At 37.5% G+C, this 24,213-nt stretch carries 22 protein-coding genes and 1 riboswitch; of the genes, 1 reads left to right on the top strand and 21 read right to left on the bottom strand.

Going from position 1 to position 24,213, the window contains the following annotated elements; genetic code table 11:
* Positions 1-27 precede the first annotated feature (27 nt).
* The 5 genes from PQ479_RS03125 to PQ479_RS03145 form a co-directional block, all read right to left on the bottom strand.
* Complete coding sequence (locus PQ479_RS03125; RefSeq protein WP_047989063.1) at positions 28-1,038, bottom strand: ABC transporter permease; 1,011 nt, start codon at positions 1,036-1,038, stop codon at positions 28-30.
* Positions 1,007-2,542 carry a sugar ABC transporter ATP-binding protein gene (locus PQ479_RS03130; RefSeq protein WP_047989062.1) on the bottom strand — a complete coding sequence of 512 codons (1,536 nt, stop codon included), beginning with the start codon at positions 2,540-2,542 and terminating at the stop codon, positions 1,007-1,009. The genes PQ479_RS03125 and PQ479_RS03130 overlap by 32 nt, the downstream gene beginning before the upstream one ends.
* 76 nt (positions 2,543-2,618) lie before the next feature.
* Entirely contained in the window at positions 2,619-3,737 is a 1,119-nt protein-coding gene (locus PQ479_RS03135) for a sugar ABC transporter substrate-binding protein (protein WP_047989061.1), read from the bottom strand.
* A gap of 111 nt (positions 3,738-3,848) precedes the next feature.
* Positions 3,849-3,959, bottom strand: a riboswitch (SAM riboswitch).
* Positions 3,960-4,229: 270 nt separating this feature from the next.
* Complete coding sequence (locus PQ479_RS03140) at positions 4,230-5,213, bottom strand: MsnO8 family LLM class oxidoreductase (protein ID WP_047989060.1); 984 nt, start codon at positions 5,211-5,213, stop codon at positions 4,230-4,232.
* A complete protein-coding gene (locus PQ479_RS03145; RefSeq protein WP_047989059.1) occupies positions 5,210-6,223 on the bottom strand; it encodes an LLM class flavin-dependent oxidoreductase in 1,014 nt (337 codons plus the stop codon). Before PQ479_RS03145 ends, PQ479_RS03140 begins: the two co-directional genes overlap by 4 nt.
* A 343-nt stretch (positions 6,224-6,566) precedes the next feature.
* Here PQ479_RS03145 and PQ479_RS03150 point away from each other — a divergent pair, with 343 nt between their 5' ends.
* Positions 6,567-6,863, top strand: coding sequence for a hypothetical protein (locus tag PQ479_RS03150; RefSeq protein WP_047989058.1), 297 nt, complete (start codon positions 6,567-6,569; stop codon positions 6,861-6,863).
* Between the two features lie 408 nt (positions 6,864-7,271).
* On the opposite strand, the gene PQ479_RS03155 is transcribed toward PQ479_RS03150, so the two are convergent.
* The 16 genes from PQ479_RS03155 to PQ479_RS03230 form a co-directional block, all read right to left on the bottom strand.
* Positions 7,272-8,735: a UDP-N-acetylmuramoyl-L-alanyl-D-glutamate--2,6-diaminopimelate ligase gene (locus PQ479_RS03155; protein ID WP_047989057.1), complete on the bottom strand. Its 1,464-nt coding sequence runs from the start codon at positions 8,733-8,735 to the stop codon at positions 7,272-7,274.
* 143 nt (positions 8,736-8,878) lie between these two features.
* Positions 8,879-10,150 carry a GTPase HflX gene (gene hflX / locus PQ479_RS03160; RefSeq protein ID WP_047989056.1) on the bottom strand — a complete coding sequence of 424 codons (1,272 nt, stop codon included), beginning with the start codon at positions 10,148-10,150 and terminating at the stop codon, positions 8,879-8,881.
* Between the two features lie 21 nt (positions 10,151-10,171).
* Positions 10,172-10,963, bottom strand: coding sequence for an HAD family hydrolase (locus PQ479_RS03165; RefSeq protein WP_047989055.1), 792 nt, complete (start codon positions 10,961-10,963; stop codon positions 10,172-10,174).
* A gap of 322 nt (positions 10,964-11,285) precedes the next feature.
* Positions 11,286-11,504, bottom strand: coding sequence for a YdbC family protein (locus PQ479_RS03170; RefSeq protein WP_047989054.1), 219 nt, complete (start codon positions 11,502-11,504; stop codon positions 11,286-11,288).
* Positions 11,501-12,034 (bottom strand): phosphatase PAP2 family protein, encoded by a 534-nt coding sequence (locus tag PQ479_RS03175; RefSeq protein WP_053070412.1) that lies wholly within the window; start codon positions 12,032-12,034, stop codon positions 11,501-11,503. The genes PQ479_RS03170 and PQ479_RS03175 overlap by 4 nt, the downstream gene beginning before the upstream one ends.
* Before the next feature lie 956 nt (positions 12,035-12,990).
* Positions 12,991-13,746, bottom strand: coding sequence for an exodeoxyribonuclease III (locus tag PQ479_RS03180; RefSeq protein ID WP_047989053.1), 756 nt, complete (start codon positions 13,744-13,746; stop codon positions 12,991-12,993).
* A 75-nt stretch (positions 13,747-13,821) separates the two neighbouring features.
* Entirely contained in the window at positions 13,822-15,087 is a 1,266-nt protein-coding gene (locus PQ479_RS03185; protein WP_047989052.1) for a peptidase, read from the bottom strand.
* Positions 15,088-15,750, bottom strand: a complete 663-nt coding sequence (locus tag PQ479_RS03190; protein ID WP_047989051.1) for a 3-oxoacid CoA-transferase subunit B — start codon at positions 15,748-15,750, stop codon at positions 15,088-15,090.
* Complete coding sequence (locus tag PQ479_RS03195) at positions 15,732-16,412, bottom strand: CoA transferase subunit A (protein ID WP_047989050.1); 681 nt, start codon at positions 16,410-16,412, stop codon at positions 15,732-15,734. The genes PQ479_RS03190 and PQ479_RS03195 overlap by 19 nt, the downstream gene beginning before the upstream one ends.
* Complete coding sequence (locus PQ479_RS03200) at positions 16,405-17,757, bottom strand: aspartate aminotransferase family protein (protein ID WP_047989049.1); 1,353 nt, start codon at positions 17,755-17,757, stop codon at positions 16,405-16,407. Before PQ479_RS03200 ends, PQ479_RS03195 begins: the two co-directional genes overlap by 8 nt.
* A 46-nt stretch (positions 17,758-17,803) precedes the next feature.
* Positions 17,804-18,076 (bottom strand): YokU family protein, encoded by a 273-nt coding sequence (locus PQ479_RS03205; protein ID WP_047989585.1) that lies wholly within the window; start codon positions 18,074-18,076, stop codon positions 17,804-17,806.
* Positions 18,066-19,484, bottom strand: a complete 1,419-nt coding sequence (kamA, locus tag PQ479_RS03210; protein ID WP_047989048.1) for a lysine 2,3-aminomutase — start codon at positions 19,482-19,484, stop codon at positions 18,066-18,068. The genes PQ479_RS03205 and kamA overlap by 11 nt, the downstream gene beginning before the upstream one ends.
* Before the next feature lie 258 nt (positions 19,485-19,742).
* Positions 19,743-20,603: a putative beta-lysine N-acetyltransferase gene (gene ablB, locus PQ479_RS03215; RefSeq protein ID WP_047989047.1), complete on the bottom strand. Its 861-nt coding sequence runs from the start codon at positions 20,601-20,603 to the stop codon at positions 19,743-19,745.
* Positions 20,593-22,023, bottom strand: a complete 1,431-nt coding sequence (locus PQ479_RS03220; protein WP_273716754.1) for a sigma-54 interaction domain-containing protein — start codon at positions 22,021-22,023, stop codon at positions 20,593-20,595. The genes ablB and PQ479_RS03220 overlap by 11 nt, the downstream gene beginning before the upstream one ends.
* A gap of 694 nt (positions 22,024-22,717) precedes the next feature.
* Positions 22,718-23,386, bottom strand: a complete 669-nt coding sequence (locus PQ479_RS03225) for a hypothetical protein (RefSeq protein ID WP_047989045.1) — start codon at positions 23,384-23,386, stop codon at positions 22,718-22,720.
* A gap of 196 nt (positions 23,387-23,582) precedes the next feature.
* Positions 23,583-24,164 carry a class D sortase gene (locus tag PQ479_RS03230; RefSeq protein WP_047989044.1) on the bottom strand — a complete coding sequence of 194 codons (582 nt, stop codon included), beginning with the start codon at positions 24,162-24,164 and terminating at the stop codon, positions 23,583-23,585.
* Between the last annotated feature and the right edge of the window lie 49 nt (positions 24,165-24,213).

Raw genomic sequence — 24,213 nt, forward strand, 5'->3', positions numbered from 1 at the left:
ATCTTTTAGAAAAAAGCAAAACAGTGACTAATGTTTTTGTTTATAGTACGTGACAGCAAGTGCAAAAGCTAAAACCGTTCCTTTAACAATATCCATTGCGTAATAAGGGACCGATAGCATCACGAGGCCGTTCGCCAACAAACCGATCAAGACAGCGCCAACAAAAGTTCCAAAAGCATTAGGTTTTCCTTTACCTAAAACGGCAAAGCCGATAAATGTTGCCGCAACTGCTTCCATTAAATAAGGTGCACCGGCACTAATTTCGGCTCTCATTACCCTAGAAGCTAAAATAATTCCACCTATTGCCGCAAACGTGGATGATAGTGAGTAAGCAAGCCACTTATACTTGTTAACAGCAATCCCAGATAAACGTGCCGCTTCTTCATTTCCCCCAATCATATACATATAACGCCCATGTTTTGTATGATTGAGAAAGATATGTACAGCTACAACAATCACAATCATTAAAATAATAATCCATGGTACTTGTCCTAATTTAGAAAAGAATGGCGGTATTTGTCCTTCTGCAAAGGTTCCATCTGGCATAACCATATTCGGAGAAATCGTGGCTCCTCTTGTAAAAGTAAGAGCAACACCTTGAATAATAAACATCGTTGCAAGTGTTAATAACATATCCGGTACTTTTAACTTGACAATCATAAAAGCATTAAAGAACCCAACGAGTAATGCTGCCAACAAGGCAGAAATTAGGGCGATGACCGTATCCTGTGAAAACCAAACAAACATAGCCATCACGACAGCATTAGCTAAAGATGCAGTTGAGCCTACTGATAAATCAAAACCATTTACTGTCAAGGAAATGGTAACCCCAATCGCGATAATTGTCACGATTGAAATAGAACGTAAAATATTGATTAGATTATCTGTTTGAATGAATCTAGGCTCCAATATGGTAAAAATAATAACTAATAAGACAACTGTCACAATCGTTCCATACTTATATAAAAATTGAAATAGTCCAGTAGAAGATTGAGGAATTTTCTCTTTAGATTTCACTGGTTGCTGGCTCGTATTCATCCTGATTCCCTCCTGCTGAATAAAACAACACTTCATTTTCTGAAGTTTCGTCTGTCTTTAATTCTTTAACGATTCGCCCATCGTACATAACATATACTCTTTCCGATATCCCTAAAACCTCATGTAATTCAGCCGATACATACAAAATCATTTTTCCTTTTTTAGCTAAATTAATGATTAAATCAAAAATATCTTTTTTCGCTCCAACATCGACACCTTTTGTCGGCTCATCAAAAATATAAACATCACAATCAGCTAGTAGCCATTTTCCTATGACAATCTTCTGCTGATTACCACCAGATAAATGCTCAGCCTTTGTAAACGCATGCGGTGTTTTAATACCTAAACTTTGAATCATTTCACGAGCAGCTATCAGTTCCTGTTTCGGCTTCAAAAATGATAATCGATTTGTCCAAGCTCCCAAATGTGGCAACGTTAAGTTATGTACAACTGACTCTTGAATTAGTAAGCCTTCTTTACGTCTTTCTTCTGGAATAAGGGCCAGTTTAGCTTTGACGGCATCAGCAGAACATTGAATCTTCAGCTCTTGATCAGCCAGCTTCACTTGCCCAATATTCTTACTCTCACCAAACAAAGCCTTACACAGCTCCGTTTTGCCTGCCCCCACTAAACCAGCAATACCGACAATTTCACCTTGGTTAATCGTTAGATGAATATCCTTCAAGAATTTTCGGTCAGATAGGCCAATCACTTCCATACCAAGCTTTTGATTTTCGTTCTTGTATCTAGGAAACTGTTCTTCTAATCTTTTACCTAGCATATACCAAACGATTTCCTGTTCGTCCGTTTGAGTTGTCATTGTTGAATAGACATGCTTAGCATTCCTCATCACCGTAATATGATCACATATCTCAAAAACTTCTGGTAAGCGATGAGAGATAAAAACGATCCCAACGTCACGTTGTTTCAATTCTTTAATAACTCTAAATAGTTGTTGCGTTTCGGTTTGACTTAATGGAGCTGTCGGTTCATCTAATAATAAAAAACGACATTCCGTTGCTAGTGCTCTTGCGATTAAAATCATTTGTTTTTCAGCTAAAGACAAATCGCTAACTAAAGCCTTAGTAGAAATATGTAATCCAATACTGTGCAAAATATCTTTTGTTTGTTGATGCAGTTTACGCCAAGACATCCAATGTTTCTTTTTCATTTGATGAATAATCTTTGGCATCATGACATTTTCTGCAACAGTTAAATAAGAAATAAGTGCTGTATCTACTTCTTGGTACACCATTTGTATTCCTAATTGCTGGGCCTGTTTCGGTGACTGAATCTCAACATGCTCTCCATCTAGAACAATGGTGCCACTATAATGATTAATTGCTCCTGCTAATGCTTTCATTAACGTTGATTTCCCTGCTCCATTTGCTCCTATTAAAGCATGCACCTGACCGGACTTCAAATGAAAATCGACCTCGTCTAGGGCTTTAACACCCGGGAAGGTCATGGATATTTTTCTAAGTTCTAGTACATGCTGACTCATCTATTTCACCTTCTCATTTAATTATAGTGATGACATGTAGCACTCTTAAATCAGAAAGAGTGCTACTCTATCCATTTTAATCTTTTGAATGATATTCTTTTAAGGTTTTCATCCAATCTTCTTCAAATGCATCTGATTGTCCCCATCCATCAATGACTTCTGTAAGGTTGATCATATTAACCGGCTCTGAAGCTTGTCGTAATTCCTCTTGAGATATAAGAAATGCTTCTAGATTATATGTCGATGGCGTTTCTTCTTCCGCTAATTGTTTAGCCAATATTCTTACATTAACAGCACCAATTAGTTTTGGGTCAACAGCTGCTGTATATTGCCAAGAGCTTTCTTCATTTTGTATTTCTTGTAAATCAGCATTCGATACATCAATACCATAAATGCTAATTTCATCTCGTCCCGCTTCCCTTACTGCTTGGGCAGCCCCAATCGCAAAAGCATCCCACGTTGCAAAAATAGCATCGATTTCTCCTTCTGGATACTTATTTAACATCGCTGCTACTGCATTTTGGGTTTGTACAGAAGTATCGTCTGTTGCTAGACCAAATCGCTCTAACTCATTAATTCCAGAATGTTCGGATAAATAATTTTGATAAACGGCATTTCGACGAACCATAGGTGGGAATCCATCTACCCATAAATAAACAATATTTGCCTCACCGTTAAAATCTTCAACTAATTGATTTAACGATAAATCGGCCAACTGCTCATCATCTTGAGAGGTTAAAGTTACTCCTTCGATTTCTTGTAACTCTGGCACAGAATCAAACGCTACAACCAACTTGCCTGTCTCACGTAATTCTTTGACCGTTTGTACCGTTGCTTCATCATCTCCATGAGAAATAATAAAGCCATCATATTTATCAACATCTTGCGTTAGTGCATCATGAAATCTCGCTGAATCACCATTGGCAGTGAAGATATCAACTTCAAACCCTAGTGCCTCCGCTTCTTCCTTGGCTCCAGCTAAAAATTGAGCTGTGTGGTCGTCTCCACCTATTTTTCTAACTACTTTAATTTTTGGAGCTTTCCCTGATGTAAACACCTCTGGTACCCCTTCTAATTGTTGAACGGCACCAGTTGTTTCTGGCTGTTCTTCTCCTTCTGTTCCTTCATTGGACTGACACCCTACTAAAATAATCATGAAAATGACGGCGATTATTCCGATCAGTTTCTTCTTCATGTTTTTCTCCCCCTCTTTATTTTTATCTATGTAGTAATCCCTAATTTAAAAATTCGGAATCTACAATCAAAAGAAAAAACCTCTGCAATGAGAGGTTTTTTATATAGTCCTCTCTTATCTCTCGAATCTACTTCTAGATTCGCAGGAATTAGCACCAATTTTCTAAACGAAAACGGTTGCTGGGTTTCATCAGGCCAGTCCCTCCACCACTCAACATAAGAGTTTTACTATTCAATTATATTCTGACTAATCTTATTGGCATTATAATCCTTAAAAACGATAAGGTCAATCTTTTTTTATATGAGAATAAATACAACAATAACAAATTGAATGAAGAGCCACCAATAAGAGGACAAAATCTAAACGTTATCAGTCATAGAAAAAATATAAGGTAAGCTAATACTTTTTTCTCTTTTGCTGACGGAGTAGTATTGGTTCCTCCATGTGGATTTTATATGTGAAGCCTACTTGAAATTAGTGATTTGTACTTGTTCACTTGTCGAATGCTGCCATTATTAGCTCAAATGATTGTTTCTTTTTGTTGAATGCGTGAATGTTTGTGAGTAGCATACATTCATCGATATCATATTGGTTAGATATATGTAGTAAAATTGTTTTTATTCTTTCTGGTGAGCCCACTAACATTCGCTTACGTATAGATAACAGCTGCTCATAAAGTTCAGGTCGTTCCTTTACTTTCTGCTTGACGCTTTTGGTTGAAGGTATATATGGCATTTCTTCACTACCTGTTTCAATAAGTAAATGACGGTAGCTTTCACTTAAAGCAAGTTCATGTGCTTCTTCCTCCGTTTCTCCGCAAATGACAGGTAAGGCTACAATCTTTTTCCTTCTGTCTTCACTTTTTGTCTGTTCATTGTAAAGCTCGAGTGGTTCCATTGCATCGTTAATAGGTTGAAAATGCCCATATGTATATGGAAGATCTTTCTCTATAGCTAATAGAGCACTTTTATGACTTGACCCTAAAATCCAAATTTCAGGTTTCGTTTCTGGTATAGGAATGGCCAATGTTTTGGGATTCTGTTTTGGATTTTTTATGAAGCTCTTTAATTCATCGATAAGTTCAGCGTATTTAAAAACCTTCTGCAGAAAATGATCATTTAATGCATTTGTCACTTCTGCTGAACCGCCAGGAGATCTAGCAACTCCTAAATCAATTCGTCCAGGAAATAACGTCGCCAGCATATGAAAGGTCTCAGCGACTTTATAAGGTTTGTAGTGAGGCAAAAGCGTTGCACCTGAACCGAGGCGAATTCGTCTGGTTTGAGTGCCAATATAGGTGAGCAACACCTCAGGGCTTGGACAAACAAGCCCCGATAAATGATGATGCTCCGCAATCCAATATCGATGATAACCAAGCTTTTCCGCTAAAACGGCCAAATCCTTTGCTTGTTCGTAAGCTTCTTGATAGCTAGATCCTTCTGATAATGGAACTTGATCGAGGATACTTAACCTCATCTTGCTGCTTCCGAAATAATTTCTAATGATTTTTTTCTTGCTTCCTCATCATAGATGGTTGAGTTTATAATAATTTCATCAGCATCTGTCTCCGCTAAAAAGAGCTCTAATTCTTCTTTTACAGAAGATGGATCACCGATTATGGTTGAATCCCCTCTTTTTTCAAGCGCCGCCTGCTCATGTATCGTATGGTATCTCATTTCTTCATTAGTAGGTGGCTGTAATCTTCCTGGTCTACCTCGAATTAAACTTAAAAATTGCTGATCTTGAGAAGTAGCTAAATAAGTAGCCTCTTCTAAACTATTGGCAGCAATGACATTTTTACCCACCATTACATATGGTTCATCTAAAATTTCTGATGGTTGAAACTGACTTCGATAAATGTCTAAAGCGGGCAGTGTAAAATCAGGTGAAAAATGACTAGCAAAAGCGAATGGTAAACCTAGTTCTGCTGCTAACTTTGCACTAAATCCACTTGATCCTAATAACCAAATCGGTACATTTTGATTTTCCCCTGGATAAGCACGGACAAGAGGAGGAAACGGAGCTCGCTCTGGTTCAAAATATTGACGTAGCTCTTCTACTTGCTCTGGAAACTCATCACCTGTTGTACCAAGCCCTCTTCTCACTGCACGCATCGTAGCCTGGTCACTCCCAGGAGCTCTGCCTAGTCCTAGATCAATCCGATTAGGATACATTGCTTCTAGCGTACCAAATTGTTCAGCAATCATAAGTGTGGAATGATTTGGTAACATAATTCCACCTGCACCGACACGAATTTTCGATGTATGGTTAGCAATATGTCCGATTACAACCGAAGTTGCCGAGCTTCCAATACCAGGCATATTGTGATGTTCAGCAACCCAGAACCTGTGAAAACCTAATTCCTCGGCCTTTTTAGCTAGTTGGACTGTCGCCTCAAATGCTTGAGAAACAGATTTCCCTTCCGAAATTGGTACTAAGTCCAATATAGACAAACGAATATCCTTTAATGATTTATGTGAAGACATCTCATGTCACTCCTTTTTTACAGTACATAATTCAATAAACTCACTACTAAGAGTAATTCATCTCCTAACATTCGTCTAATCATCTGCTTATACATTTCTATTGTGTCCACAAATCATCAATGAGATAATCAACAGATAACAGGTTTACTTGGCTACTTCACGCAACCGCAGTTTTGAAAATTGAATGAAACTTAGATGAATTTATTCATCTGAAAGGTCAAATAAGGTCCAAAAACTAAAACTAAAAGTTTAACTCACCTTGAAAAAGCAATATGCTCGTTTGCACGAACAAAAAGGGAGCAATGACACAAATGATCACCCTTAAATAAAGGAGAAGATATGTATGAATAAAGAAATCGAACAACAAATTATAAAGCAATATCAGCAAGATGAAAAAATGATGGTGCTAGTCTTCAGCCAATGGTGTATTAATCATAACCTCGATCCCTTTGAAATTTATGCACAAGCTTACCCAACCCAACGAGATAACCCCTTATTAACCGACACACAAAAGTTAACAGTCACAAAAGAAGAAGCCGGTCATATCGAAGACGAAACCGTACTCAACATGCTTTCTTTATATGGAAATGATGAACTTGCTGCTATTATTAGTAAAGAAATTCATAAAAATAATAAATAAATACGTTATGATGAATAGAAAAAAGTCGATTGATAACAATGCAACCAATAATTAAAACATAAAAAAATAACCCCATTACCTTTGTTGGTTTTGGGGTCATTTATTCTTTCTTTTTTTCATACATTCAAATACATTTCCCTTCTAATTGCACAAAAGCCTTGCTTTACCTAGACAAAAACGATCATGCTTTTAAATTTTATAATAAGTTTCCCGTGTACACCCTTTCATTGTACACTTCGCTCACCTACGTCATTGGAATCACATCCCATCAAGAGGATTTGATACGTTCTCTCCTTTCTTTTTCGGTTATTTGTATTTTAATTGATTATGTGACAAAAGTAAAAATCCGATTTCATCCAAAAAACTTACTTATCCAAGCTATTTCTACAGTTTTCTTTTGTTATCTAATTATTTTGAATAATCAATCAAATGATTAATCATCCCTTGATCATCCGTTACGGGTCTTTCGAACTTTTGTTTATACGTCTCATGTCCTTTACCAGTTATCACGAGCCAATCATCCTTTTGCAATTGGTTAAACACTGTTTCGATAGCCATTGTTCGATCTAATATGATTCGAACTTGCACATTTGCGACTTTCTGATAATACCTTAACACTGACTCCATTTCCGTCATACTGACACCGTTTAAATCATCTAACGTCAAAATGGTGTAATCACTATACGTAATTGAGTTGTCTACCATCACTTTTCTTTTAGAAGCATCACTATCACCTCTAAAACCAAAAATATGATAAATTGAATGAGGTTGATAACTCGCAACGGTTTGTAAGCATGCTTGAATGGCGTCTGGTGAATGAGCATAATCAATGACTACATGCGCTCCATTTTTTAAATGAGTCATTTGAAACCTACCAGGTACGCCTTGAAAGCTTGAGAAAGCCGCTTGAATAATCGGAGCTTCAAGCCCACATTTTTCGGCAGTTATATAAGCAATAAGAGCATTTCTACTTTGATAAACGCCCTTAATAGGGAGCTTCAACATAAGCGAATCATTTGGGTTTTCTTTTTTGTTCAATTCAAATAGAGTGGAAAACTCAGTCGAATAGGTTGAATAAACATCATTGCTCGAATTTGCACCGATCGTTGTAACCATAACGCCTTGCTTTCTTACTTCGTTAGCCATCCGCTCACCAAAGTTTTGACTATACGTTGCAATAATCGCTTGTCCATTTTCCTTTAGCAGTTGAAAAAGATGCCTTTTACTCAAAAAATACTCTTCCATATTTTGATGATAATTAAGGTGGTCGTGGCTTAAGTTAGTAAAGATTGCCAAATCAAATACAACATCCTCCACTCGCTTTTGATCTAAACCATGGGAAGAAACCTCAATAATGACGAATTCATCTTGACTTTCAGCTAATATCTTTTGAATCGTTCTAGCATCCGGGGTTGTGGCCGTAGATTGTCTCTGTTCGCCATTGATAATATGGTAGACAGAACTCACTAATGTCACGGTCTTTTTGGCATAAGTAAGAAGGTGATGGAGCATAAAAGCTGTCGTAGTTTTGCCATTTGTTCCAGTAATACCAATTACTTTATGCTTCCTTGCCGGAAATTGATAAAAAGCAGCTGACAGTCTTGATAAAGCTAATCGGCTATCTGGAACTGATATGTAAGGAATTCCGTTAATATGCTCAAGTTTGTCCTCTCCAATAATTGCAACAGCTCCACTGGCAATAGCTTCTTGAACATATTGATTGCCATCTTCACTAAACCCCCTTATAGCAACAAAAACAAAGCCTGGTTCAACTTTTTGTGAATGAAAATGAATACCTGAAATAACTGTGTTTTGAGCATTAGACATATCCAGCTTTTCATCAAGAACCTTTACCAATGTACCCAGTCTCATTACAAACCCTCTCTCCAATGTTATTGGCAATAGTGTCACCATTAGAGAAAAGAATATCCGAAATCAGCTTCACAAAGTTTATGGAAATCCTTTTAAAGCTAATCAAAATAAAGAGCCTGCCAGATAAGCAAGCCCCTCCTTATTTATTCGTTTTCTTTAACAAACTGTTTATACTTCTTAAAATCCTTTTGACGACAAAGAACTTTCATATATGTCCCTAACTCATCATGTTTCACCTCAAGAACATCGGCATGCTGTTGGAAGTATGCGACCAGCTCCCCAGCTGAATAAGGAAATAGGAATTCCGCCTCCACATCATCATAAAAAAGATGCTGCTCTAATTGCTCTTGTAATTCAAGAAAACCCGTGCCTTCTTTCGCTGACACATAGATAACTCCCTTGTCCTTCCATTGGAAATGCTTTTCAACAAGGTCGCTTTTATTAAATACATATACCATCGGAACTTGTTCAACACCAATTTCTTTTAATGTGTCATTAGTAACTTTAATATGCTGCTCATGTGCACTATTAGAATAATCTACGACGTGTATTAATAAATCAGCTTCTTTGACTTCTTCTAGTGTAGAGCGAAATGCTTGGACTAAATGATGAGGCAATTTATGAACGAAACCAACTGTATCTGTGAGTAAAAATGAACGTTTTTTCTCTAATGTCACTTTACGAACAGCTGTTTCCAATGTAGCAAAAAGCATATTTTTCTCTAACACTAATTTCTTCTCTCCGAGGTTTACATCCATATCCAACAAAGCATTAAGTAACGTTGATTTCCCCGCATTTGTATAACCTACTAAAGCGACAACCGGAATGCCGTCCTTTTTGCGACGCTCACGTTGTATTTGCCGTTGTTTAACTAACCTACTTAACTCCTTTTTCAAAATGACCATTTTCTCTTCGATTTTTCTTCGATCAAGCTCAAGCTTAGTCTCACCAGCACCACGGTTTGTCGTACCGACTCCACCAACTTGTCGTCCTAAAGATTGCCTTAATCCAACTAATCGTGGTAGCATATATTGCATTTGGGCAAGTTCTACTTGTAGCCTCGCTTCCTTCGTTTTGGCTCTTTTTGAAAAAATATCTAAAATCAAAATGGTTCGATCAATCACCTTGCATTCAAGAATTGCTTCGATATTTCGAATTTGAGATGGTGATAATTCATCATCAAAAATAACGACATTCGCTTCAAATTGTTCCAGTAACACTTTCGCTTCTTGTAACTTACCCGCCCCTACATATGTAGATGGATTCACTTTATCAAGACGTTGTGTTAATGTAGCTACGACCTCTACATCGCAAGCAAGAGCAAGTTGCTCAAGTTCCTCAAGTGAAACATTTATATGTTCTTGTTTCGCTAACTCTGCCCCAATTAATAAGGCTTTTTCTATTCTTTCTTCCATCTATACCTCCAAAAGACTACATTACGTTCTTTTTTTTAATGTTTCTAACAACGGAAATAAATCATGTAAATCACTAATTTCATCATTGGGTTTTACTTCATTCATTTCCTTTTTTTCGCGATTTAACCATACTGACCGAATTCCGACTCGATTAGCACCTAAAATGTCTGTCATTAAATTGTCGCCAACCATCATTACTTCGTCTTTTTCTAGATTCATTTCATCTAAAGCATATTGAAAAATAGCTGGCTCTGGTTTTCCTTTTCCAAAATCACCTGATATAATAATTTTTTCAAAATAAGGTTTGAGTTCAGGCGTAATTGACAGCTTTGTATTTTGCAATTGTGGTGACCCATTTGTTAATAATAACAGGCGATAATCCTTTTGTAATCTTTCAAGCACTTCTAAACTTTCTTCATATAAAAAAGGGGACTCCATCCGGTATGTTCGAAACTTTATTGCAAGCTCTTTTGCATAAGATTTATCCACAATCCCAACCTGCTTTAGTGATTTTTCCCACGTATCGAAGTGATAATTTTTCACCATAGCATTCATTTTTTGAAATTCTGGATGGTCTTCTTCAAAGTGACCCCAAAGTCCTTCAAAAGGGTTGATACCAATGAGTTGTGTAAATGAATATGTCTCATATTCTTCATAGAGGGAACGTGCTATTTTTCGAGCTGTTTCTTCAAATAATTGAGCATTTACTTGATACTTATTCTCTACATCTTGACTTGTTTTTGCAAATGCGGTATCTATGCTTTTCTTATCCCATAATAACGTGTCATCTAAATCAAAAAAAATCGCCTTCACTCTTCCCCACTCCCTATCTCTCACGAATTACCTATACGTTATAGCGTACCTTGAATGAAGGAGATCGGCAAGAAGATTTCTGATAATTGGTTTGTCATCAACCAAAGTCCTCCTTAAAGTAGTTTCTTTTAAATACATATCCTTTACAACCAATATAAAATTTGTTGAATTTATACAAATCATTGATTAAACGTTCAAAATGAGCTTAAGCTACTAATAATTATATACTATTAGAAATTTTTACTCTTTTAGACATAGCTCTAATGAACCACCTTATAAAAAAACAAGATTGGCCGATATTGACCAATCTTGTTACATCACGTTAATCAGAACTTGTTAATAGCTTTTTTAATTCTAGTAATTCCTCTTTCGTAAACGTCATTCCCTTTCCCATTTTGACATGGTCAGGCGACCAATCACGTATATCATATTTCGGGTCTCGCCCATTCCAACTAATCCAATTCAGTTCTCTCTTCCAGCCTTTTGGACTTTCAGAAATCGTACCAATGCTTTTAATAATATCATATTTAAATTCCGTCAATGTATGTTCCTCCTATTAAAATGTTCTCTCACAACATCTGCCATAATGAGCATCATTGCCGCTAAAGCAAACCCTCCCCATACATCGGAAGCATAATGAACACCTAAATAAATTCGACTAAAACCTATAAGGACTATCAGTAAAGCTATCAGGATTTGAATAAGAATTGTCACGCTATTTTTGTGAAAATGTTTCCCAATGAAATAAATGAGAAACCCGTAGAGTAGAAAAGACATCATGGAATGGTTACTTGGATAACTATAACCAAATCCATCATACATCATGATCACTTCTGGTCGTTCTCGTGAAAAAACAGCTTTTAACAATAAATTAAGGCAACTTCCTCCTATCATAAGACAGCCCAAAACCAAGGCATCCTGCCTCTTTTTTAGCAGAAGGAAGACAATGGACAATACGATGGTTCCTACAATTAGAAACGTTTTAGAGCCTAGTTCTGTAATTAAAACGAATAGTTCATTTGTGAAGGAATTTTCTAGGGATAAAGTTAATTTAAATAGTAGGTTATCCATATAGAGTTCTTCTTGTGTCATTACTAGAATCGTCATGATCAAAAAGATGAAAGTGCTTGTATAAAATAAGAAGGTCTGGGATTTTGACAAGGTTATCACTCTTTTTGAAGCTACCTTATCACAGTATGGATGGAAAAAACAAATGATAGATGGTTGACAAAATTGAAAGAGGTAGGTTTTGTAGGTCTCATTTGTATGAAGGGAGATTCTTTTGGTTTTGTATGGAGAGGTTATTCTTTAGACTACTTTAGTCCTGTGCCTCCTTCCCTGTTATTTATTATAATAATACGGTATTTTCCGTGAATCTCCTGCTTGATTTTTGAGTTTTTTGTATGAAAGTTTGTGAGAACATGGAGCGTTAATCGTCGCTACCGAAATTATGCTTCGCGTCCTGCGGGGTGGCGCCGAACTAACTAGCTTCGCTAGTGGATTTCGGCTCTGCCACTACGTCCCGCGGGAGTCTCCGCATATTTTCGTCCGCTGGGTTACCGTAAATTCTTAAGTTCAAAAAAAAACAATTCAACACTATTCTTTTAAAATGAAAAAGAACAAAATCAAATTGAATAAAGAGCCCATAGTAAAGAGTGAAACTGTAAAGGAAGTGCCGTAGTTTGTCGTCAATGGTGGATGAGGATAGCAAACACTTTCCTACAACATATTACTCCTTTGACCCCACTTATGTTGTTACTTCTTTGCTTTTCCTACAACATAGCAATGCTTTTACTCGGCTTATATTGTTACTTTCTTTACGTGTAGTTACTCACCTTTTTCCCTCGATTAACTGACATGCTTTTGCCCATACAAAAGTGTACATTGTTATTTAATCGTTTTTGAACATTCCTAGATTAGCCATGTTCTAGTTTTTGTTTAGTCCTTTAGGCTTATGCGGGAGTAATACTTACGTGATCGAAAAAAGCAAAGAAAGAGTTAGTTTTCTTTCCTTGCTTTGATTTTATTTATATTTCTAGTTCAAGGACAACGGGGCAATGGTCACTTCCTAGGATATGGTCATGAATATCGGCCGTTTTTATTGTACCTTGTAAAATGGATGAGAGGATAAAATAATCGATTCTCCAGCCAATATTCCTTTCCCTCACTTTATTCATGTATGACCACCAGCTGAATCTATCTGCTACATTTGCATGTATTGAACGGAAGCTATCGACAAAACCGCTATTAAGCATCCGTGTCATTTTTTCTCTTTCTTCAAATGTGAAACCTGAGTTCCCAATATTAGATTTTGAGTTTTTTATATCTTGCTCTGTATGAGCAACATTCAAATCTCCTGCAAGGATAACTGGTTTCAACAATTCTAGCTTTTTAAGAAATGCGAGGAAGTAATCCTCCCATTGTAGACGATAGTCAAGCCTTGATAAATCGCGTTTCGAGTTAGGCGTGTAACACGTAACAAAATAAAAGCTTTCAAATTCAAGTGTAATGACACGCCCTTCAAGGTCGATTAACTCTTCACCAATGCCATACTGTACGGATAAGGGTGTCTCCTTCGTAAACACAGCTGTACCCGAATAGCCTTTTCTTTTTGCATCATTCCAATATTGTTGATACCCGTTTAATGCTAATTCAATTTGCTCTCGTTGACATTTTGTTTCCTGAATCGCAAAAATATCTGCGTCTACCTCATGAAAATAATCTAAAAATCCTTTTTTCACACATGCACGAATACCATTAACGTTCCATGAGACTAATTTCACTGTTTCAGCTCCAATCCTAGTTACACATTATATCATTATAACGAGATAACTAGGGTTCTAGCAAGAAACATCTACTTAACTATCAGTTTCAAATTCACACCAACGTAAAATTAAATGCACGAATACTTTAGCCGCTTCAACCATTGCTTTTACTTCAATCGATTCATTCGGATAATGAGCTAGCTCTGTCGTACCAGGACCATAAACGACGGTTGGAATATGACCGACTTGATAAAGAACACCAGCATCTGTGGCCCACGGGGCTGCTTCGACTTTTGCTTTTTGACCAGATACCTTCATCACTGTATCTTTTATGACATGGAGAAAGGGGTGATCCATATTAATACTACCTGGCATCCACTGAGCCCCAAACCATTCAACAGCCAAAGGATGTTCAATAAACCACGGATCTAAGAACATCGACGGATGAAGGATTTGCTCAAAAACTTCTTTCGCTTCTTCTATCGTTTCTTCAAAAAAAACGCCATACCTTCCTTCGATGATTACGTGATCTGGTACCATCGATGGCCAGTCTCCACCAGAGATTTTCCCAATGTTTATTGGAATGGGAATCGGAATATGTTCATATAAAGGATGATGAATTTGTTCATTACGACGCTTTTCTAACATTTTGAGCTGCTCAATAACTACGTAAGCTTTATCGATTGCTGACACACCATCATATCGAGTACCACCATGTGCCGCCCTGCCTGTTACCTTAATTCGGAACCAAAGGGAACCTTGTTGAAGAGGAAAAATCTTCAATTTGGTTGGCTCTGGGATAAGTGCGGCATCCGCTTGATAACCTTTTAAAGTTGCCGCTAATGTTCCAGCACCTCCACATTCTTCATCCACGACACTTTGGAAGATGAGGTTTCCTTTCAAACGGACGTTCAACTCTTTTATGACTTTAAGAGCTAATAATAAAGAAATTGTCCCGCCCTTCATATCCGTCGTACCACGACCGAAAACCCGCTCGCCATCAAAGTAAGCTTGGAACGGAGCTGTCTTCCATTGCCGTAGGTCACCACCTGGCACTACATCAATATGACTATTTAACAGTAACGAGCGACCTCCTCCCTCCCCTTTCCATACCCCAATCACATTAGGACTCCGCTCAAATTGATCTCTAGTGGAAACGAATGCCTCATGTTTCATTAACTCATTAACATCTGGTTCAAACCAATCAATATCCATTTCTAACTCCGTTAATAACATGTTGATATATTGTTGGGCTTGCCATTCATTTTGGTAAGTCGATTCATAATTAACTAATTGACAGAGATGTTGAACAAATGATTGCTGATGGACTTCCAGTAATTTTTCAATTTGTTTATTCATTCAACTCCCCCCATAAATGCTAGAATCCATTAGAAAGCTTGCTTCTGTTGAAGCGGTTACTTCTTCTAAAGTATATGGAGCAAAGATTTCTTTTAAAATAAGCTGTTTATCTTTTATTGTAAAAACAGCACGTTCTGTTATGATCATTTGTACACAAGAAGCTGCGGTGAGAGGGTATGTGCATTGTTTAACGATTTTAGGTTGACCGAATTTGTTCGTATGGCTCATTAAAACAATAATACGTTTTGCTTTTTGTGCAAGTTCAATGGCCCCTCCTATCCCTGGTACTTTTTTTCCTGGAACTAACCAATTCGCTAAATCACCTTGGGCACTAACTTCTAGTCCTCCTAATATCGCCATGTCGATTTTACCAGAACGAATCATCGCAAAAGCCGTCGCACTATCAAAAAAAGAAGCCCCTTTTCGTAAAGTGACAGGAAGACCACCAGCATGACAAATCATCGGATCCTCTTCCCCTTGCTTAGGGCGAACGCCCATACCTAATAGACCATTCTCTGCATGTAAAAAAACATGTTTATCTTGTTGAATGTAGTTAGCAACAAGAGAAGGAATGCCAATCCCTAAATTGACAATCATCCCTGATTGAATTTCTTGTTCCGCTCTTTTCGCCATGTTCTCTTTGATCATGCCTCCCATGCCCACCTCCAATCAATGCCTTGACTTTGAACAAGATGTGTAACAAATAAACCAGGTGTCATAATATGCTCAGGATTTAACTCCCCGACATCCACCATCTCTTCTACCTCAACGATTACCTGCTCGGCAGCCATTGCCATAAGTGGTGCCGTATTTCGTGCGGTTGCCTCGTACATTAAATTCCCAAAACGGTCGGCTTTTTTAGCATAAATAATCGCGACATCAGCAGTTAGAGCTGGCTCAATGAAATAATCTTGATTTTGCCATCTCATTGTTTCAACTGGTTGATTTAAAGCTTCGGCATAACAAATATCGCTTAGCACTGCGGCTATACCACTACCGCCTGCCCTAATTCGTTCCATTAATATTCCTTGAGGTGAAAACTCAATTTCAAGCTCACCAGAAATCATCTTTTGGCCTGCTATAGGGTTAGAACCGATATGTGATGTAATTAACTTTTTTACCTTTTTATTAGCAATGACAGGCCCTATTCCAATCGTCGGAAAGGCAGCATCATTCCCAATTAACGTAACGGCTGATAAGTCAATGTCTGCTAAGACCTTCACGAGTAATGGTGGATTGCCAATACCTCCAAAACCACTATACATAATCGTTTGAGCTTTTTTAAGAACAGGAAAAATCTCATCAAGTTCACATACTTTATTCATAAATACCCTCCTCTTTCAAAACTCTTTCTAATTCTGTAAAAGTGCTTTGCAGTTTGGCTGTTAGCACATGCATTTCTGCATACGTAATCGTAAACGGTGGTGCTATTAAGAAACCATCCCCCTCCAAGCCATTACCACAGCTACCTGGATAAAGCAGTAAACCATGTTCTTCTGCAATCGTAATTAATTTCTCTAATAGAAGGATATGACGGGGGAACATGGACTTTGATTTTCGATCTTGCACAAGCTCTACACCAAGTAATAAGCCAACCCCTCTTATTTCCCCAATAAACGAATGTCTTTCAGCTAAGTGTTGGAGCTGTCGTTTTAAATAGTGTCCTTTTCTTTTGACTTTTTCCGAAAAATTTTCTTCTTGACCATATTGCAAAACTGCTAGGGCGGTAGCACACGCTAAAGGATTGGCACTGTGTGTATGCCCACTCATAATGATTTTCGAATGATGACCTATTGTTTGATAGATTTCTTCAGAGATAACAGCAGCAGCAATCGTTGCATAACCTGCCGCGAGACCTTTCCCTAAAGTAACGATATCAGCTTCTACACCCCAATGTTCTAAGGCTAGGAAAGGACCCGTTCGATACGCACCTGTCATGACTTCATCAGCTATCAATAAAATCTCGTATTTTTCACAAAGCTCTTTAATTTTTTCATAATAACCTCTAGGTGGTGTGATGGCACAACCAGCTGCACCCACGACAGGCTCTACAATAAATGCTGCAATTTGTTTCGCCCCTACTCGTTGAATAACGGTCTCTAATTCTTGTGCACACTTTAATTGACAGGTAGGATAGCTTAATTGATAAGGACATCGATAACAGTATGGTGCTTCAACTTGAGGGTATTTTTCTAACAAAGAGGAAAATCTCTCGCGTCTTTTTAGATGACCTGACATCGAAAGTGCCCCCATTGTTATACCATGATAACTAAACCAACGAGATAAAATAAACGTCTTAGTCGGCTGATTCCTGTCTTGCCAATATTGAATCGCTATTTTCATTGCTGTTTCAGTTGCTTCAGACCCACTATTGACAAAAAAAGAATAATAGGGCGTGTTAGTTGGCATTTTCTCATTAATAGTCGCTGCCAACCTTTCGGCAGCTGCGGTTGTGAATTGAGAGCGATAGACAAAACTTACTTTTTTTAATTGTTCATGTATCGCTTTTCTGATAGCAGTCACACCATGACCGAGCGAAGCTGTTACAGCACCAGACGAAGCATCTAAATACGCTTTTCCATCTACATCATAGAGAAATACACCTTTTCCATGCGTAATTTCCGCATACGTTTTTTGAAAATCTGGTTTAATGAGATATGAATTCGCCATAAGGACACCCCCTGTGTCATCATTTCCTTACTTCGTTACGTACTACCTAGAAGCGAAAATAATTCTTTTTTAATAATTTCGGTATTTCCATTAATTCACGATAAGTGATACTTGTGGGAAGCTCATCGCTTTTTATGAGCATAAGTTGGTCTTCGATTTCCTCAACGATTTCATCCTGTTGATATACCATCGAACACGCCTCGCAACAAATAGTTGGCGTCGCTTTAATTTCAATCGCTCGCAGACCACTAGGAAGCTCCCAAAAAACGGAGTCCATTATTTCCTTCGCAGCAATCTGGTCACACCAATTACACTTGATCATCAGGAGTCCCCTCCTTCTTCTGTGTTTTTTGTTGCTCTGCTTTATATTTTTTCTCTTTTAACTTTTCACGTAATTCACGTTTATCCTTTAACGAGCTATGTGCGGGGTTTGAATCATATTTCTCTCTCCGACCCATACGCTCTAAAGATTGAGGGATCATACTCGTTCTCTTGTCAGATAATAGCTCCCATACTCCCGTTGAATCTTTTGGTCCCTTCTCAGCAGGGTAAAATTCATTAAAATAAGCATCAGCTCTTCCTGCGACATAATGTTCTGGCTCTGGATATGAGGTGATAACCCCTTCAAAGTTTCGAAGTACGACTTTATCTGGACTTTGTGATATTAGATAATTAGGTTGAAGGGTAATTTTCCCACCACCACCTGGAGCATCAACGACAAAATTTGGCACAGCATAGCCACTGATATGACCACGCAAACCTTCAATTATTTCTAGCCCTTTTGAAATAGGTGCTCTAAAATGTCCAATTCCTTCTGATAAATCACATTGATAAATATAATAAGGTCGCACACGCATTTTAACTAAATCATGCATCAGCTTTTTCATAATACGGACACTATCATTGATTCCTGCTAAAATAACAGCTTGATTGCCCACTGGCACCCCTGCATTAACTAACTTTTCACAGGCCAACTTAGATTCTTCTGTTATCTCTAAAGACGTATTAAAATGCGTATTTAACCAAACTGGATGATATTTCTTTAAAATTTCACAAAGATTATCTGTAATACGTTGCGGGAATACAACAGGTGCCCTTGTACCAATACGGATGATTTCAACATGCTCAATTTCACGTAAGTTCTTTAATATATATTCAAGGATGTTATCATTTATTAATAACCCATCACCACCTGATATCAAAACATCACGAACTTCAGGGGTTGCTCGAATATAAGCAATCGCATCATCTAACTGCTTTTTCGGTACACCCATTCCAATTTGTCCGGAAAAACGTCTTCTGGTGCAATAGCGACAATACATCGAACATTGATTTGTCACCAAAAATAACACACGGTCCGGATATCGATGAGTTAAACCAGGTACAGGAGAATCCTCATCCTCTTCTAAAGGGTCTTCCATATCGTATTTCGTTTTATGAAGCTCAGATTCTATTGGAACGGACTGCATCCGCACCGGGCAATGAGGATCATCTGGGTTCATGAGCCATGCATAATAAGGGGTAATATTTAATGGTATAGTTTTCGTAGCAATTTTCACCCCTGCCTCCTCAGCTGGCGTTAAGTTTATGACCTTTTTCAAATCATCTAACGTACGAATCGTGTGTGTTAACTGCCATAACCAATCATTCCATTGCTCTTCTGTTACATCTTTCCACAAATCAATATCTTTCCAATCCCTTTTTGGTTTATAAACAAATGATTTCATGCTTCATGACCTCCTTGTTTGTCATCACTTATATAAATGCAAAGAACGTGCCAAGATTAAACGTTCTCCCCGTTCTGTGCTTTCTATAGAATATGATTAATTGGTTCAGCAGGTGCCCAATCCTAAAATTAGGTCTGCTATGAAGCCCAAAATCAATCAAACCCAAATTTGCTCCTGTCCTTGCACTCAAAAATGAACGCAAAAAAAGTGCCTAATAATGGGCAGTTTTTTATAAAAACGCCGATTATTAAGCACTTCTTATTTTTTGTATTTCACCCAAACATTTAAGTTCTCATACGAACCTTCCATAAAGCAATTATTCGTTAATCTTCCTTCATAGTGATAGCCCATTTGCTTTAGGACTCGATTCATGCCAAAAGAGTTCGCCCTCGCAATGGAATACGTGCAATAAATTCGTTTCTCATATAACTCATTTTCTAATTCCTTAATGATATGTCTAATAAGACCAAATTGACGATGATCCGGGTTTGTTGCACAATCCGTAATCTCTGCGTTATGGAAAACATTCTGTACCTCTGCAGAAGCTGCTGCTACAATTTCACCTTCAAATGTTACTATAAAAAACAGCGTTCCACCTTTTAACGATTTAGTCAAATAGTCGACTTCATGAATGGGTGTTGGATAACTGCTAAAAACCGTACCATAAAAGGTCGCAAGCTCATATAAATCACTTTCCCTTACTTTACGCATTTCATAACTATCCGGTAAACGCTTCATTGCACTAGATTCTTTTGCCATAACCTGGTCGATTAATTGATCCTCTTCAACCCAATTACCTTGCTTTTTTCTTTCGTTCGAATAATAGCGACACATGACATAGTTATCAACACCATTAAAATAACCTTTCATAATCGACTCTAACTGAAATCCATCCGCTATCAATTGTTGCCATTGCGTTGGTTTTGTATAAACAATTAATTTGGTAAATGGTTGCTTTTCACGTCTTACCTCTAATTCCTTTAAGAGGTTTTTAAAAGCGCCTTTATAATGGTCGATACGTATTCTTTCATTGTAATAGTCAATATAGAGGTCAGCTTCAACCTGCTCTAGTTCCATATATTCATATGTGGCTGCTTTACTAGCTCCTTTACTCTCCATCTCTCTTCCCTTTCACTTTGAATTTTTTTATTTTATACTGCAATGTTTGTCGAGGTATATCAAGTAACTCTGCCGCTTTTTTGACATTCCCTTTTGTACGCTCCAAAGCCTCTTTAATATAATGTCTCTCATCTTCTTCTAGTTGTTCCTTTAACCCTATTCTTTTGGCAAATCTCGTGTTACTAGAAAGTAATTGCTCATATTTTTTTTGTAAATGCAGTGGCAAATGTTGTGGCATAATAATACGATCAGAGCATAACGTTATCGCATATTCTATCACATGTTTTAACTCACGAATATTGCCTGGCCATGTATACTTTTCAAAAAACTGTTGGACAGAGTCTTCTAATTGAACTTCTGTTTTCGCGTTTAATGTACAAAAATGCCTTATTAGCCGAGCGATATCAGCTTGGCGCTTTTTTAAAGGTGGCAATTCTAATAAAAAGAAGGATAATCGATAATACAAATCTTCTCTTAATACACCTTGTTCTAAACATTCAAGTGGGTGCTTATTCATCGCCACAATCACTCGAACATCAATTTGGTAACTCTCTGTCCCTCCTACCCTTCTAATATATCCATCCTCAATCGTTCTCAATATCTTTGCTTGAAAATCAAGTGGCATCGATTGAATTTCATCTAGAAAAAGCGAACCTTTATCTGCAAGTTCAAATAATCCTTTTCGGTCCACTGCACCTGTAAAGCTGCCTTTCTTCGTTCCGAACAAAAGGCTCTCTAGTAAACTACCCGGTAAAGATGCACAATTTTGCACCACAAATGGTCCAGCTTGACGATTTGATTCTGAATGAATAGCTTGCACCATTAATTCTTTTCCTGTACCTGTTTCCCCATATACCATAATCGGATAAGTGGTTCTAGCTGCTTTTTGGGCAATTTCTATTTGCTCAATCATAACAGGATCTTCCGTAATGATATCATGCCATTGATAAAGTGTATTTTTATTTGAGTTCTGTTTCTGACGGGGAGATGTCATGGTTCGATGCAAATTCTCTAACTCTAACAGTTTTTCTGATAGCTGCTTAATATGTTTGATATCCTTGGCAATTTCAATCGCACCAAGTAATTCTCCTTTATACAAGAGCGGAATCGTTGTATTAATGGTTTCGATTAATTGACCGTAATGATTATAATAATTTTGTGGACGCTTAAAAATGGCTTTTTTCGTTGATAACACCTGAAGTAACGTACTAGACTCTGAGGTTAATGAAGGAAAATTTGTTAGCAGATGTTTCCCGATCACTTCTTCTTGACTTAATCCATCTAACTTCGCTGCAATTGAATTATAATACATCGTCACACCGTCTTGGTCAACAATGTGTATCGCTTCATCAATGGACTCGATAATGATTTCTAATGGTTTTTGTGCCATGAACTCACGTAACATCAACATCGGTTTCATTAATCACCTCTCATTGCGCGTCTATTCATTATATGGTTAAACCACTCCTATATATGATTGATACTTGCTATCAATAAAAGTGATCTATAAGCGTTTTATATGAAAGTGTACTTATAGGTGATAGTTTGTGCCTTGAATTTAGCTGGTCATCCATCTTGCGGTAGATGACCTTAGCAGGAAAGTGCCCCCTGTTTGATAGGCTGACTCCTGATGGTGATCGAGTTGTAAACGGGCCAACTGTTTAAGAAGTAGCCTCTACTTTCATCTTTGTTGGTAGCGAAGTGAATGAAAAGCCACCAGTTAAAGAACCAACTGTCTCGTTCAGCTCTTCTTGGCCTTTTTTTGCCCGTGATCATGTCGACCAGCCTCCTTCATCGGCATGTTCTTGGCCTTTTTTGCCCGTGATCATGTCGACCAGCCTCCTTCATCGGCATGTTCTTGCCCTTTTTTGCACGTGATCATGTCGACCAACCTCCTTCATCGGCATGTTCTTGCCCTTTTTTGCCCGTGATCATGTCGACCAGCCTCCTTCATCGGCATGTTCTTGCCCTTTTCGTGTAAGTTACTCAGCTTCTCATAAGAGCCCTTTTAAAAAGATTCAGCGCACCGCACAAACAGCCACTACTCACAAAAAAAGAAGCTATCTAAAGTAAATAGCTTTTAGAATAAGCTTCCCTACAAATAAAATAAATCATCAATCTTTTAATTCAATTGAAGCAATACTAGCAACAATCGTTCGTAGCAACTCTTCATTAGCCACTTCTTTAGACATACTAATGGCCGTATAGTGTAAGTACAAACCATCATCACGATTTTCTTCTTTTAATAGCAAATACATTATTTCATGTTCACGTTCAGCCTCTATAAAATAATCAAAATCAGAAATTCCTTCATAATCTGCCACATATAAATCTTTTACCTCTACATCATAATTTGGCTCAAATTCTACGATGGCTTTACGAAAATTCTGAACGATACTAACCATTTCCATATATTTTGATTCCATAAACTCGTACCCATAATTATAACCGTTACCCGTTATGGAAAGCATTTCATTTTCATCACTTGTACTGACCACTGCATCAATTGGTACAACAATACTTTCAATATCTTCAACTAACTCATTACCTGAACCTTGTTTCCCTTGTGTCTCTTGATTAATAACTCTTGCATCGACTCGATATTCTTGTGAAAAATCATTAAAAACCAATTCGTCCGTTATAACCTCTACGTCTTGAGGTTGGTTATCTAAGGCATCTTGTTCCTGTTGAGGATACATTGGATGTTCTTCTACATCATTAACACAGCCTGCTAATAACAATGCGAATATTCCTATAAAACTCCACGACTTTACGTTTCTCATTCGAACCCCCTACACCCTTACCTAAAAATTATACTAAAAAAATATAGACTCTTTTTATTATACAATAATCTAACAAACTATGAATAATAAAAATTCACAAAGATTCGAAAACAAATATATTTACCTCTTGTTTTAGCAACTTCCATTACACAGAAAAAAACATCTCCACAACGTAATGTTCATGGAGATGTTAGCTTTACTCTTCTACAACCGGTTTTGCGTAGATAATATATCGATCTGGTGCACTACCAATAAAGTTAAATGGATAACATGTAGATAAGGTTAACACTTCATCAGGTGCCGTTGAACGAATGACTGTCGTATCATCAGCTGGCACAATTTCAGACTCGTAAAACTCGTAAACGAAAGTACCATAAGGCATTTCGACGATAAACTGATCGCCTATTTCTAAATCACCAAACCCACGAAAGACAGAATCACGGTGTCCCGATAAAAGTATTTGATCATCTTGCCCTGGAAGTTTTGTTGTTTTATAGTGCCCAACACCACGGCTTAATTCCTCTTCATCCGTACCAGAAATGATCGGTAAATCCTTCTCAAGTTTAGGAATCTTTAAGAGACCAATTACATCGCCATCGGAAAATTCCATCGTTTCCGCACTACCAACCTCTTCACTATTTTCTCGGTCCACTGCCAAAACCTCATTAGCCTCAGCAAGTGATTGTTTTTGCTTTTGGTTTGCTTGAAATATTTCGTAACCACCATAAAATAAAAACGCTAAACCAACGATCATAATGAAACTAGCAATAAAACGCATCAGCTACACTCCATTTCTCACAATCTCTACCATTATCTTCTTATTGTAA

The sequence above is a fragment of the Alkalihalobacillus pseudalcaliphilus genome (genome assembly GCF_028610675.1).
Classification (GTDB): Bacteria; Bacillota; Bacilli; order Bacillales; family Bacillaceae_D; genus Alkalihalobacillus; species Alkalihalobacillus pseudalcaliphilus.

What these genes read in the sequence shown, in the direction of transcription:
- PQ479_RS03125 (WP_047989063.1), bottom strand. Translation starts at nt 1,038, where the DNA reads ATGAATACGAGCCAGCAACCAGTGAAATCTAAAGAGAAAATTCCTCAA.
- PQ479_RS03130 (WP_047989062.1), bottom strand. Translation starts at nt 2,542, where the DNA reads ATGAGTCAGCATGTACTAGAACTTAGAAAAATATCCATGACCTTCCCG.
- PQ479_RS03135 (WP_047989061.1), bottom strand. Translation starts at nt 3,737, where the DNA reads ATGAAGAAGAAACTGATCGGAATAATCGCCGTCATTTTCATGATTATT.
- PQ479_RS03140 (WP_047989060.1), bottom strand. Translation starts at nt 5,213, where the DNA reads ATGAGGTTAAGTATCCTCGATCAAGTTCCATTATCAGAAGGATCTAGC.
- PQ479_RS03145 (WP_047989059.1), bottom strand. Translation starts at nt 6,223, where the DNA reads ATGTCTTCACATAAATCATTAAAGGATATTCGTTTGTCTATATTGGAC.
- PQ479_RS03150 (WP_047989058.1), top strand. Translation starts at nt 6,567, where the DNA reads ATGAATAAAGAAATCGAACAACAAATTATAAAGCAATATCAGCAAGAT.
- PQ479_RS03155 (WP_047989057.1), bottom strand. Translation starts at nt 8,735, where the DNA reads ATGAGACTGGGTACATTGGTAAAGGTTCTTGATGAAAAGCTGGATATG.
- hflX (WP_047989056.1), bottom strand. Translation starts at nt 10,150, where the DNA reads ATGGAAGAAAGAATAGAAAAAGCCTTATTAATTGGGGCAGAGTTAGCG.
- PQ479_RS03175 (WP_053070412.1), bottom strand. Translation starts at nt 12,034, where the DNA reads ATGGATAACCTACTATTTAAATTAACTTTATCCCTAGAAAATTCCTTC.
- PQ479_RS03185 (WP_047989052.1), bottom strand. Translation starts at nt 15,087, where the DNA reads ATGAATAAACAAATTGAAAAATTACTGGAAGTCCATCAGCAATCATTT.
- PQ479_RS03195 (WP_047989050.1), bottom strand. Translation starts at nt 16,412, where the DNA reads ATGAATAAAGTATGTGAACTTGATGAGATTTTTCCTGTTCTTAAAAAA.
- PQ479_RS03200 (WP_047989049.1), bottom strand. Translation starts at nt 17,757, where the DNA reads ATGGCGAATTCATATCTCATTAAACCAGATTTTCAAAAAACGTATGCG.
- kamA (WP_047989048.1), bottom strand. Translation starts at nt 19,484, where the DNA reads ATGAAATCATTTGTTTATAAACCAAAAAGGGATTGGAAAGATATTGAT.
- ablB (WP_047989047.1), bottom strand. Translation starts at nt 20,603, where the DNA reads ATGGAGAGTAAAGGAGCTAGTAAAGCAGCCACATATGAATATATGGAA.
- PQ479_RS03220 (WP_273716754.1), bottom strand. Translation starts at nt 22,023, where the DNA reads ATGAAACCGATGTTGATGTTACGTGAGTTCATGGCACAAAAACCATTA.
- PQ479_RS03225 (WP_047989045.1), bottom strand. Translation starts at nt 23,386, where the DNA reads ATGAGAAACGTAAAGTCGTGGAGTTTTATAGGAATATTCGCATTGTTA.
- PQ479_RS03230 (WP_047989044.1), bottom strand. Translation starts at nt 24,164, where the DNA reads ATGCGTTTTATTGCTAGTTTCATTATGATCGTTGGTTTAGCGTTTTTA.